We start from the raw sequence: 12,112 nt of genomic DNA, 5'->3' as shown, positions 1-12,112 counted from the left end.
GCGTCAGAATCGGTCTTTCCAGGCCCTCAAGCCTGCAAACCACTGTGCATCGCTGACGCAAATACTCTCGGTTTGGGCCTGCACAGCTTGGCGCACCGAAGCCAATCGGCTACGTAAAAAAGGATTGATTTCTTTTTCTCGCTGCAACACGCTGGGCAGGCTGGGCAGGCCCTGCTGGCGCAGCGCTTCGGTCTCCATGACCGCCGCTTCAATCGCCACATTCTGCGGCTCGACCGCCCGAGCAAAGCGCAAGTTCGACAGGGTGTACTCATGCGCAGCACAGACCAGGGTATTGCTTGGCAATTGCGCCAGCGCATCCAGGGACTGCAGCATTTGCGCTGGCGTGCCTTCAAACAAGCGTCCGCAGCCAGCGCTGAACAAGGTATCACCGCAAAACAGCACGGGCTGCACGCCCTGCTCCAGCGCCACCTCGGGCAGATAAAACGCAATATGTCCGGCCGTATGGCCTGGCACATCAAGGACCTCGCAAGGCATGCCAAGCAAGGACAACTTTGCGCCGCCTGATAAGCGAACATCGATACCATCAATGCTCTCATGGGCTGGACCAAAGACCCGGGCATTGGTCTGCGCTTGCAGTGCGGCCAGCCCCCCGGTATGGTCTGCGTGGTGGTGGGTCACTACAATGGTCTGAAGTGACAGGCCGCGCTCATGCAGCACGGACAGCACAGGTTCGGCCTCGCCAGGGTCAACCACGACCGCATACTGGCCATCGTCAAACAGCCAGATATAGTTGTCGCTCAGAGCAGGAATAGGACGCAGGTGTATTTTTTTCATCATGAACCAAAGCCAGAACGCATTCAATGATTGGCTGAGCCACTCCGCTGCAGGTCAGTATGCCAGCCGTTGGCAGCAACAGCATTACGACAAAGCGGTCGCAGACTTCTTTGGCTACTATGCCTTAAAAATTGGCGCCACGCCGATAGATGCATTGCAAGCCAGCAGGATACAGCATCGCTGGTGCATCAGTGACTCACACGCGCCCAATACATCCGAGCAACTGTGTGCGGCCCCCGAGGCCCTGCCATTTGGGCCCGAACAATTTGATTTACTGGTCATGCCGCACGGCTTGGAGCTCAGCCACCAACCCCATGCCGCCTTGCGCGAAGCCTGCCGTGTACTCAGGCCCGAGGGGCGCCTGGTGATCAGCGGTTTTAATCCCGTCCGCCTAGCTGGCAAACTCAGGCCTGCATTGAGTCTGCAGCAATTGGGCAAGCCTATCGGCTTGCTGCGTTTGCGCGATTGGCTGCAGCTGCTGGACCTCGAAGTGCAGGACACGGTCTTTGGCTGTTTTTTACCAGGCTTTGAACAGCCGCAGTGGTATGCACGCTTGGCCTGGCTAGACCAGCTAGCGGCCAGGCCCATGCCTTTTCTGGGCGGCATGTATTGCCTGGTGGCAACCAAAAAAGTGCACAGTGCGCATATCTTGACGCCCAATTGGAAACACACGCAGAGACAAGAGCAAAAAAACGCGGTGGCAGTCAAGCGAAGCCAAAGCTGCCAACGCCAATAATCCGATCCCAACGCGGCTCTCACCCAGTAATCCGACGGTTTGCGATTGATACAAAGCGCAAAGCCGCAGGCGCTACAGCAGCTGCGGCCCTGTTGTACAACGACGTATCAAGGAGGTGTTAGCGGCCCTTGGTTGTAGCCCTGCCAGAAAACTCCAACGTTGGCTCTTTGATCGCACTGTCACGCGCTACCGACATCAAAATGCCCAAGGCCAAGCCCAAAGTGACCATCGCTGTGCCACCATAGCTGATGAATGGCAGTGGCACGCCCACCACCGGCAAAATCCCCATTACCATTCCCATATTCACAAAGGCGTAGGTAAAGAAAATCATCCCCACAGCTGCGGCCAACAAACGGCCAAACAAGGTGCGTGCACGGGTTGCAATCATCAAGGCGCGGTAGACCAAAAACAAGAAGCCAACCAATAGCAGGCTGGTGCCTACCAAGCCAAATTCCTCTGCAAAAGCGGCGTAAATAAAGTCAGTTGTGCGCTCAGGAATGAATTCCAAGTGGGTTTGCGTGCCCGCCATAAAGCCCTTGCCCCACACGCCGCCAGAGCCAATCGCAATCATGCCTTGAATAATGTGAAACCCCCGCCCCAAAGGATCGTTATATGGGTCAAGCAAGGTACAGACCCGGGTCTTTTGGTAGCTGTGCAGCACCACCCAATCAACACCATCCTGGCATAAACGCGGCTCGTAAATCACGATCAGCACAATCCCAAGCACCGCCATCACTACGGGGGGAATAATCAGCTTCCAGGTCAAACCGGCAAAAAAGATCACCGACAAGCCTGCGGCCAACACCAGCAAGGACGTGCCCAAGTCGGGCTGGTGCAAAATCAAGGCCACAGGCACCGCCAGCAAGACCCCGGCGACGATGAAGTCGGTGGTGCGAAACGGCGCTGGGCGCAACTGGAACCACCAGGCCAGAATCAGCGGCGCGGCGATCTTCATGATCTCGCTGGGCTGAATCACCAATCCCACATTGACCCAGCGTGTCGCGCCCTTGCGCGTAATCCCAAAGAACTCCACCCCAAACAACAGCAGCACCCCTACCACATACAAAGGCACGGCCAGCAGCATGATTTTTGATGGCGGCACCTGAGCGACGACAAACAAAATGCAGGCAGCCAACACCATATTTCGCATATGCATGTCAAAGCGCGCGCCGTGGTCAAAGCCGGCCGAGTACATCGCGGTCAGCCCGAGGCCAGCCAGAAACAAAATGGCCAATATCAACCAGCCATCAAAGCGCAAGAACAGCCCAATGAAGTGGTGGTGCCAAGGTGTTTTGTTGAGAGTCACAGCCATTGCCGTATTATCAACCCTTGTTGTCAAGCTCCCGAAAAAGCGATGCAAGATCTGGTGCTTGTTGACGATTGCAACCCACTACCAAGCCCATGCGCATTTCGCGCTGCGCGACTCACGTAAACACTGTTATGCCCCTTCTCACTGCCAGCGCATGGTCTGCGCTGCCCCTTCAAGCTGTGCTGCTTGACCTCGATGGCACCTTAATCAACACCTTGGACGAATTCGATGCGGCGCTGGCTGCAATGAGTCAGCATCTGTCGCTGCCACGCATTGCACGCAGCGTGATTGCCCAGACCATCGGCAAAGGTTCTGAGCATCTGGTGCGCACAGTACTGACACAACTCTTACAACAAGCCCAGCGCCCGCATGACGCCGCCGCAGTCGAGGCCTTGTTTGAACCTGCAATGGCCGCCTACTTTGCGGGCTATGAAGCCGCAGGCATGGACCACGTCAAAGTGTATGCCGGCGTGGTTCAAGGACTGGACATTTTGCGCAGCAAGGGCTACCCGATGGGCGTAGTCACCAACAAGCCAGAGCGTCTGGCCAAGCCCTTGCTGCAAGCGACCGGACTGGCCGATTTCACCGAGTTCCTGATTGCTGGGGATACTTATGCGAAGAAAAAGCCCGATCCCTTCCCACTGCTGCAAGGCTGTGCCAGGCTACACGCCAGCCCACAACACACACTGATGGTTGGAGACTCGGCCAACGACGCTGCAGCCGCACGCGCAGCGCAATGCCCAGTAGCGATTTTGCGCTACGGTTTTAACCATGGCCTGCCGGTCGAGACGATAGATGCCGATGGGTATTTTGATTCGATTGAAGACATCGCCAATGCCTTGGGCGCAGCACAGCCTGCCACGGCCCAACCACTCAATTGATGCACTTTGCAACGCCCAGTGCCCACGATTTACAAGCCATGACCGACGCCACCACTGCGCCTGCACTCAGAACACTGCCTAGCGTCATGATTCCCGGACTGGCCTGCTCACCCAGGCTATTTGCCCCGCAGTTGTCAACACTGTGGCAGTTCGGCCCAGTCACCATTGCCAACACCTTACAGCACAATCGCATCGCCGACATGGCCAAAGCGATCTTGGACCAAGCGCCAGCACAGTTTGTGCTACTGGGCTTGTCGATGGGCGGCTATATTGCCTTGGAGATCATGCGCCAAGCACCAGAGCGGGTCATCGGTTTATGCATCATGAACTCCTCTGCCAGAGCTGACACCGCAGAGTCGCAAAAAAACCGCCAGCGGTTGATGGCACTGGCAGTTGAGGGCCGTTTGCAACTGGCCACCGAAATGAATTTTCCGCGCTCAGTCCACCCCGCCCACCGGCATGACAAGGACTTGCTGGCCACGGTATTGGCAATGGCCAAAGAAACGGGAGTGGCCAGCTATATTCAGCAGCAAGAGGCGATCTTGCACCGTATCGACTCACTGCCCTGGCTGGCTGCCATCACTTGTCCCACACTGATCATGGTGGGCGACCAGGACCAGTTGACCCCACTGCCCTTGGCGCAAGAGCTGTCTCAAGGCATTGCAGGCAGCAAGCTGCGCATCCTAGCCAACTGCGGCCACCTGAGCACGCTGGAGCAAGCCGAACAAGTCAACCGCGCTCTGCAGCAATGGCTGAGCAAATTACAGACCGCTTAAGAGCCCATTCATCATCTCCACGCCGCCAGATTGGAGCCCAAAAGATACGGTGTGCGGCAAAAACGCATTGCGGCGTGGCCCGTTGTGCCCATACAGACATAGGAGTGGCAACAGCCGCACTGCACTGACTCTTTTTTGTGCCTTGTGCGACTGCGCTGAGATGGTGAACAGTCTTTAAGACTTTTTGTTTTTCTTTTTCGTGGCAGGCTTGGTTGTTGGCTGGGCTTGGGTTTTCTTGGACTTGCCCACGCGCGGCTCTGTACCGGCCAGCAATCGCCCAATATTGGCAGAGTGGCGATAGACCAAAATCACCACCATCACAACGAGGGCCGCCAGCACTGTACGGTCGTAGTCCCACAGCACGCCGCCGCCCAATATATACACAACAGGCAAGGCCACCGCAGTGACCACCGACGACAGCGACGACATCATGAAAATCGCCAGCACGCCCGCCCAAATCACAATCGCGACCAATCCCAGCCATGCACTAAGACCAAGCAACACACCCACAGCGGTTGCTACCCCTTTGCCGCCTTTGAAGCGCAAAAATACAGGCCACACATGACCGACAAAAGCGGCCAAACCCACCAACGCTTGTGCGCCCTCCCACAAACCGTAAGGCGCACCATACCAACCGACCAGCGCCACTGGCAGCCAGCCCTTGACGGCATCGAGCACCAAAGTCAGTATGGCCGCCAGCTTGCTGCCTGAGCGCAGCACATTCGTCGCACCTGGATTGCCACTGCCAAAAGTGCGAGGGTCTTTGAGCCCCATCACACGGCTGACCACTACCGCAAACGGTATTGAACCCAACAGATAAGCCCCGAGTGCGGCCAATGCCAAATAGCTCCAGTTCATGCAGGAATCCCTTTTCTTTGTAACGCCACTGTCACTGCAGATTGGCTAGCAGCCCATTAATGGCCGCCATCGCGCCTACTTAAAGATGCATACAATGCACTGGCAAGCATTTCAATAACTTGGGGCCAAGCAGCAACACAACCCTCGCATTATCCACTGCCTCTCGCTCTTTTCCCTCTCACTGAATCACTGCCAGTGCATTTTTACTATGCTGCGAATTGGTACAAGCGCAGGGCATGGACCAAGTTGCAGCAGCAATCCCTGCCAGTGAAGGCAGACGATGCTTACGCCAAGCAGCTTTACCGATGGTGGTGCGAACCAAGCCATCCGCGATAATCACATCCCTATCGTTTGCCGCCCCGACCCCACTTCGCTTTCCATGAACACTATGCCATCCACGCAAGCCTCCGCCTATCCGTTGACTGTTGTTGTTCTCGCTGCAGGCAAGGGCACGCGCATGAAGAGCCGCGCGCCCAAAGTGTTGCAGTTGCTCGGTGGCAGGGCCATGCTGGCGCACGTCTTGCAAGTGTGCGGCCGCCTCAATCCGGCCAAACTGGTGATGGTGACCGGGCATTCAGCCCCGCTGGTCAACCAGTATGTCGCACAACACGCACCCGCCTTGCTGCCCACCGCACATTGCCAATCAGTGTTGCAAGAGCCACAAAATGGCACAGGCCATGCAGCGCAGTTGGCCGCTCCTGAGTTGCCCGATGACGCAGTGGTGTTGATCACCATGGGCGATGTGCCCTTGGTCAGTGCCGAGGCCTTGCAGGCCGTCATTGGCTTGTGCGACAACCAGCGCGTTGCCTTGCTGACTGTCTCGCTGAACGACCCCAGCGGCTATGGCCGCATTGTGCGCAATGACCAGGGGCAGATTCAAGGCATTGTCGAGCACAAAGATGCCACAGCCGAGCAACGCATGATTCGAGAAATCAACAGTGGCATCATGGCATTTCCGGTGCGGCTGCTCAAACCCTGGCTGCGCCAATTGGACAACCACAACGCCCAGCAAGAGTTTTATCTGACCGATGTGATTGCGATGGCTGTGCGCGATGGGGTTGAGGTGCAGTCGCACTGCCTGTCGGATGCGCAAGCCTGGCAGGTCGCTGGGATCAATAGCCCGGCGCAACTGGCTCAGCTAGAGCGCCAGTACCAATTAATGCAAGCCCATCAGTTGTTGGAACAAGGCGTGCGCCTGGCCGATCCAACCCGCTTTGATTTGCGCGCAGCCGCAGGTAGCCCCCTGCCCGGTAGCCTGGAATGCGGCCGCGATGTCGAGATTGATGTTGGCTGTATTTTCAGTGGCACAGTGCGCATCGGTACAGGCTCGCGTGTCAGTGCGTACTGCCACATAAGCCAAGCCGAGCTGGGCGAGGACACAGTGATCCAGCCCTTTACCCACATTGATGGCGAGCAAGCCGGCGTCAGCATTGGCCAGCAAGGCCGCATTGGGCCTTTTGCCAGACTGCGCCCTGGCGCGCGCTTGGCGGACGATGTGCACATTGGCAATTTCGTCGAAGTCAAAAACTCCAGCCTCGCCCAGGGCGCAAAAGCCAACCACCTGGCGTATTTGGGCGATGCCGTTGTGGGCGAGCGCGTCAACTACGGCGCTGGCGCGATTACCGCCAACTACGATGGCGCCAATAAACACACGACCACCATTGAGCACGACGTGCATATCGGCAGCAACAGCGTGTTGGTCGCACCTGTGACGATTGGCGCTGGCAGCACTGTAGGTGCCGGCTCAACCATCTCCAAAGACACGCCAGCACAAAGCCTGGTGGTGACACGGGCCAAGGCCATCACGATTGAAGGCTGGTCACGGCCGACGAAAAAGTAAAACAACAATGCATAGGCGACATCCGCAACGCTGCGCCAACAAGCGATGGATCAGCGCCTTTCAACATTGTGTCCAGGCAAGCTACTGCGCCGTCCGCACACCACACTCCTGCCCATCACGCCATCGTTTGTGCAAGGGCCAAAGTGGCCAACATGCAATGCTGGTGACTGATGCTGACACAGGCCGCCCGGATAGGAAGTGTTGTAAACCAAGCCTGAAGGCTGTTGTAGGCGCTCAGCTGCCCAGCAACGCTTGCCATTGATCGGGCACATAACCCAGCGTCCATTGCGGCGCTTGCCCTTCGCGCTCGATCCGCACCACCGGGCGCTTGATCAAACTGGTGTGGGCCAGCATCAGGGCTTGTGCACCAGCACTCTCGCTGGCGCTTGCTTGCTCTGCATCGCTGAGCTTGCGCCAGGTGGTGCCACGGCGGTTCAACAAGGCATCCACGCCCAGCTGCTCGGCCCACTGCGCCAATGTGGCAGCGTCCAGGCCTTGTTTTTTAAAATCGAGAAACTGCACATCCTCGCCCTGGTCTGCAAACCACAGGCGGCTTTTCTTGACAGTGTCACAGTTCGGGATGCCGTAGAGATGGATAGTCGTCATGGTGTCGAATGGATTCCAATATGAATGGCCACCGTATCGGTGCCAGAGTACATTTCAAAATCAGTGCCAAAGCGCCTTTGCGGCGCCTCAGGCCCTTGAAAATAGGCCCATACCTGCCCCCAGAGTTGCACAATGGTTTGCGGCATTGGGCCTTTGGCGGTAAACACCACATAGCGCCCAGCTTGCACTTGTACCGACTCCATACCCGGCACGGCAGATTGCACAGCAACACCGGCTAACACGCTATAGAGGCCATTTTCCTTGCTTGCATAGCCATGGTAGAGGCCATACACATGCGGGTCCTGGCTGCGATTGGGCGTGTGCAAGCCCATGCCCGCTGTAAAAAACTGGCCCCATAGGCGCGGCAGCTTGGCTGTCAGCGGATTGAACTCGTCACTGTTTTGCGTACGCACGCCAGCCCCTGCAATCCAGAATGGTTGTACATCTTTGACTTCAGGCTCTAGGACTTGGCTCATAGGGATCTCTTTCACAAGGCTTGAAAACGCGCCAAACTGCGCACCATCAGACAACCACCGGCTCAGGCTCTAGACGGATGCCATAGCGTTCATACACACTGGTTTGAATCGCCTTGGCCAAGGTCATCACTTCGCCGCCAGTCGCACTGTCCTCATCTTTGCCCAAATTCACCAGTACCAGTGCCTGCTTGGGATAGACGCCGGCATGACCCACGGACTTGCCTTTCCAGCCACAGGCATCAATCATCCAGCCCGCCGCCAGTTTCACTGTGCCATCGGGCATCGGGTAATGCACGATGCGCGGCTCACGCGCAATGATGTCATTGCACTGCTCGGCGGTCACTGTCGGGTTTTTGAAAAAACTGCCGACATTGCCTATCTCATTGGGATCGGGCAGTTTTTCACGGCGTACCTGCACGACCCAATCAAAGATTTGCTGCGCACTAGGCTCGGTAATACCGGTCTGCGCCATGCAGCGCTCCAGGTCATGGTATTGCAAAACCGGAGTCCATTGCTTGGGCAACCACAGCCGCACATGGGTAATCACAGCGCGTGTGGCCAAGCCCATGCCTGGGTTGAAAAAGCCGGCCTTGTCCCCTGGCGCTATAGGCTGCTCGGCCGCCGCGCTGCGGTGCAGGCCTGCGCCCTCTTCAATGCTGGCAAATGGACGCTGCGCGTGCTCAGAAGCGCTGCCTGCAGGCGCGTGCTTGAACACCGAGTCGCGATAGGCAAATGCGCATTGCTCTGCATTGAGGCTAAAGCGCTGGCCTGTCCATAGATCCACCGCATCGAGTGAATGAAAGCGGTCTTTCAGCTCCACGCCATAAGCGCCAATATTCTGCACGGGTGCTGCGCCCACCGTGCCTGGAATCAAGGCCATGTTTTCCAGTCCGGGCATATTCTGGCTGACAGTCCACTGCACCAGCGCATGCCAAGACTCACCTGCACCTGCCTCGATCAGCCACCCCTCTGGCGTGTCTTCCAACACCCGCTTGCCAAGGATTTCCATTTTCAGCACAGGCCGTCGCACATCGCCTGTCAACACCAGATTGCTGCCACCGCCCAGTACCAACGCATCCCAGTCGGGCGCGACGCGCCTGGAGGGCGCTATTCCAGACTGGCGGTGTTCGTTTTGCAGGCTAACAAATGCCAACAGATCGTCCACAGAGCGGATGCGGACCAGCCCTAAAGCCTTGGCAGCAATGCCAAAGGTGTTGTAGGTCTTCAGAGATACGTTTTTTTCAACTAACATTGGGCTATTGTCCCATTGGTGATGGATTGTCTTTACGATCAATTCGTAAATACTCTGAAACAGACACAGCGCATGCAGTAGCTGCCGAGCCAATGGATTGATTTTTTTTGTTTAAGACTATTTATGCCCTCTTTTGACACTGTGCTTGAAGCCGACCTGGTTGAAGTTCGCAATGCGGTAGACAACACCAGCAAAGAAATTAACACACGTTTTGATTTCAAAGGCAGCTCGGCTGCTATTGAATTGAAGGACAAGGAAATTACACTGTTTGGCGATGCCGACTTCCAATTGCAGCAAGTCGAAGACATCTTGCGCAACAAGCTGACCAAACGCGGTGTGGATGTGCGCTTTTTGGAGGTCGAGAAGTCCCAAAAGATTGGCGGCGATAAAGTCAAACAGCTGGTGCGCGTGCGCAATGGCATCGACGCGACGCTGTCCAAGCAAATTCAAAAACACATCAAAGACAGCAAAATCAAAGTTCAGGCATCGATTCAAGGCGACAGCGTGCGCATAAGCGGTGCCAAGCGCGATGACTTGCAAGCAGCAATGGCCTTGATTCGCAAGGAAATCACCGACATGCCGCTGTCCTTCAATAACTTCCGCGATTAAGCCTCTACTGACACAAGGAGCCGTTCGTGGCCAAATCCAAGCCTATCAGCAGCACCGCGTCCCTGCTTACGCCTGCGTGCTGGCGAGCCTGCGCAGCCCGCGTGGGTCTGCCCTTGCTATTACTGCTGGCCTGCGCCAATGCGATAGCGCAGGATGTGCGGCTGGTGGGTACGGTTGGCAGCAACCGTGCGATCATCGTCCTGGGTGACGGCACGCCCAGAACACTGTCTATCGGCCAAACCCGCGACGGTGTCACCCTGGTCTCGGTCGAGCGTAACCGCGTTGTAGTTCGCAGCGATGGCGAAGAGTACTCTTTGAAACTCGGTGAATCACCCGCCCGCATTACAGGCTCTAGCGCGCAGTCCTTGCGCATGCCCGCACAGCCTGGCGGCCACTACATGGCCGATGGCCAAATCAATGGCCACAAAGTGCAATTCATGGTTGATACCGGTGCATCCACAGTCTCGATGGATGCCCAGCTGGCCAGCACATTGGGCATTGACTATCAAAAAGGCCGCTCGGTGAAGGTTGCAACCGCTAACGGCCAAGTGCAGGGCTGGCTGATCAACCTGCCCGATATCCGTGTCGGCGGGCTGCAACAGACCAATATCAGCGCCACCGTCGTCCAGCAGGCAATGCCCTTTGTCTTACTGGGCAACTCCTTTCTCAACCACTACCGCATGACACGGGATGCCACCTCAATGGTGCTGGAGTCACGTTAAGCAGAAGCATCCCTGTAAAATGCGCTGCAATTAGACGCCCCCAAGCCCTTATGCCCAAAACCCTATTCGAATCCGATTCGGGCGCATTCAATGATCTGAACGAGCAAAGCTACGAGCTGTTGGTGGCCTCCTGGAGTGACCTTGAATCCTTGCTACACACGCTGCTGCACTCCCCGGAGCGGGTCAACGGTTTTGAGCAAAAAATCATCGACATCCGCTACTGGCTCAGTGACTTGATTGCGCAGGACAGCGATACCGCGCTGTATTTGATGTTCCAAGTCGCCGCCACCTCAACGGCAGGCTACAGCACCTCGCACGCATTGGTGTGCGCAACGCTGTGCCAGTTGGTGGCGCAGCCCTTGAATCTGACACAAGAAGAACTGGACATCCTGGTACATGCTGCGCTGACGATGAACGTCGGTATGACCGAGCACCAAGACAGACTGGCGACGCAAACTGAACGCCCGACAGCCTTGCAAGAAAGCATCATCAAAAATCACCCTAGCCTAGGCGCCGAAATGCTGCGCGGATGGGGCGTGGCTGATCCAATGTGGCTGCAAATTGTGCTGCACCACCACCAGCCTCCAGCAGAGACGCAATCACTGGCCTCACTCAATCCCGTTCAGCGGCTCACTCGCATCCTGTCATCAATTGACCGCTATGCGGCGATGATCAGTCCCCGCAAATCCCGTGCCGGCAGAACCGTGGCCGACTCGCTGCGCGCCATCATGGGCCAGCGCTTTGACCCCAAAGACGAGGTCGGCAAGGCATTGGCGGCAATAGCGGGTCTGTACCCACCTGGCACCGTGGTCAAGCTCGACACCCAAGAACTGGCAATCGTGCTCAGACGCTCGACTGAAATCAACCATCCGATTGTCGCCGGCGTCATCGATGCCCAGGGCCAAGCCTACGAAAGGCCACCTGTGTACTTGACCTCCAACGGCAAGCCCAAAATTCACAGCAGCCTGCCTTGGTCGGCCCTTGGTTCGAGCTTAAGTCACCGCACCTTGGTGAGCCTGGGCCTGTTCACTGCCCGCCAAGGCCTGCGGGCCATGCAATTGACGCAAACATAAGAACGTGCCCGAAGCAGCATAGCCGGCTCGGCCTGTGCTCTTACTCCCAATATAACCTAGCCTCTGAGCGAGGCCCATCACATCGTTTAGCGCACCATACCAGTTGCCATCGCCTACTGCACAGAGGTTTTTTGCCACTAGAAACGAAGCCCACAAAGCAAAACCCCCTGGCGGTTAGG

At 56.8% G+C, this 12,112-nt stretch carries 13 protein-coding genes; 7 read left to right on the top strand and 6 right to left on the bottom strand.

What is annotated here, in order from left to right; genetic code table 11:
• Positions 1-3: 3 nt before the first annotated feature.
• The gene (gene gloB / locus E8K88_RS17085) at positions 4-786 is read right to left on the bottom strand and encodes a hydroxyacylglutathione hydrolase (RefSeq protein WP_136407897.1); all 783 of its coding nucleotides are present in this window, start codon (positions 784-786) and stop codon (positions 4-6) included.
• Between the two features lie 10 nt (positions 787-796).
• On the opposite strand from gloB, the gene E8K88_RS17080 reads away from it, so the two are divergent.
• On the top strand, positions 797-1,531 hold the full coding sequence (locus tag E8K88_RS17080) for a class I SAM-dependent methyltransferase (RefSeq protein ID WP_136407886.1): 735 nt from the start codon (positions 797-799) through the stop codon (positions 1,529-1,531).
• 118 nt (positions 1,532-1,649) lie between these two features.
• Here the strand turns inward: E8K88_RS17080 and rodA are convergent, their stop codons facing one another.
• Positions 1,650-2,843, bottom strand: coding sequence for a rod shape-determining protein RodA (gene rodA, locus E8K88_RS17075; protein WP_136407885.1), 1,194 nt, complete (start codon positions 2,841-2,843; stop codon positions 1,650-1,652).
• A gap of 128 nt (positions 2,844-2,971) precedes the next feature.
• Here rodA and E8K88_RS17070 point away from each other — a divergent pair, with 128 nt between their 5' ends.
• Positions 2,972-3,721, top strand: coding sequence for an HAD-IA family hydrolase (locus E8K88_RS17070; RefSeq protein ID WP_168797382.1), 750 nt, complete (start codon positions 2,972-2,974; stop codon positions 3,719-3,721).
• Positions 3,722-3,759: 38 nt separating this feature from the next.
• Positions 3,760-4,497 (top strand): alpha/beta fold hydrolase, encoded by a 738-nt coding sequence (locus E8K88_RS17065; protein ID WP_168797381.1) that lies wholly within the window; start codon positions 3,760-3,762, stop codon positions 4,495-4,497.
• A gap of 174 nt (positions 4,498-4,671) precedes the next feature.
• Here the strand turns inward: E8K88_RS17065 and plsY are convergent, their stop codons facing one another.
• Positions 4,672-5,355, bottom strand: a complete 684-nt coding sequence (gene plsY, locus E8K88_RS17060; RefSeq protein ID WP_136407882.1) for a glycerol-3-phosphate 1-O-acyltransferase PlsY — start codon at positions 5,353-5,355, stop codon at positions 4,672-4,674.
• 388 nt (positions 5,356-5,743) lie between these two features.
• On the opposite strand from plsY, the gene glmU reads away from it, so the two are divergent.
• Complete coding sequence (gene glmU, locus E8K88_RS17055; RefSeq protein ID WP_136407881.1) at positions 5,744-7,195, top strand: bifunctional UDP-N-acetylglucosamine diphosphorylase/glucosamine-1-phosphate N-acetyltransferase GlmU; 1,452 nt, start codon at positions 5,744-5,746, stop codon at positions 7,193-7,195.
• 234 nt (positions 7,196-7,429) lie between these two features.
• On the opposite strand, the gene E8K88_RS17050 is transcribed toward glmU, so the two are convergent.
• Genes E8K88_RS17050 through E8K88_RS17040 form a run of 3 tightly spaced genes read right to left on the bottom strand, consistent with a single transcriptional unit; the run spans position 7,430 to position 9,529 of the window.
• Positions 7,430-7,801: an ArsC/Spx/MgsR family protein gene (locus tag E8K88_RS17050; protein ID WP_136407880.1), complete on the bottom strand. Its 372-nt coding sequence runs from the start codon at positions 7,799-7,801 to the stop codon at positions 7,430-7,432.
• Positions 7,798-8,277 carry a GyrI-like domain-containing protein gene (locus tag E8K88_RS17045; protein WP_136407879.1) on the bottom strand — a complete coding sequence of 160 codons (480 nt, stop codon included), beginning with the start codon at positions 8,275-8,277 and terminating at the stop codon, positions 7,798-7,800. Before E8K88_RS17045 ends, E8K88_RS17050 begins: the two co-directional genes overlap by 4 nt.
• Before the next feature lie 46 nt (positions 8,278-8,323).
• The gene (locus tag E8K88_RS17040; RefSeq protein ID WP_136407878.1) at positions 8,324-9,529 is read right to left on the bottom strand and encodes a UDP-N-acetylmuramate dehydrogenase; all 1,206 of its coding nucleotides are present in this window, start codon (positions 9,527-9,529) and stop codon (positions 8,324-8,326) included.
• Between the two features lie 123 nt (positions 9,530-9,652).
• On the opposite strand from E8K88_RS17040, the gene E8K88_RS17035 reads away from it, so the two are divergent.
• From E8K88_RS17035 to E8K88_RS17025, 3 genes are read left to right on the top strand one after another with little or no spacing between them, the layout of a single operon-like run.
• A complete protein-coding gene (locus E8K88_RS17035; protein ID WP_136407877.1) occupies positions 9,653-10,138 on the top strand; it encodes a YajQ family cyclic di-GMP-binding protein in 486 nt (161 codons plus the stop codon).
• A 26-nt stretch (positions 10,139-10,164) separates the two neighbouring features.
• Complete coding sequence (locus E8K88_RS17030; protein WP_136407876.1) at positions 10,165-10,860, top strand: retropepsin-like aspartic protease family protein; 696 nt, start codon at positions 10,165-10,167, stop codon at positions 10,858-10,860.
• Between the two features lie 50 nt (positions 10,861-10,910).
• Positions 10,911-11,933 (top strand): HD-GYP domain-containing protein, encoded by a 1,023-nt coding sequence (locus E8K88_RS17025; RefSeq protein ID WP_136407875.1) that lies wholly within the window; start codon positions 10,911-10,913, stop codon positions 11,931-11,933.
• Positions 11,934-12,112 lie beyond the last annotated feature (179 nt).

Source organism: Lampropedia aestuarii, from assembly GCF_004803635.1.
Taxonomy (GTDB): domain Bacteria; phylum Pseudomonadota; class Gammaproteobacteria; order Burkholderiales; family Burkholderiaceae_C; genus Lampropedia; species Lampropedia aestuarii.
The sequence above is the reverse complement of the archived record's forward strand: the minus strand, read 5'-3'. Positions and strand labels throughout refer to the sequence as shown.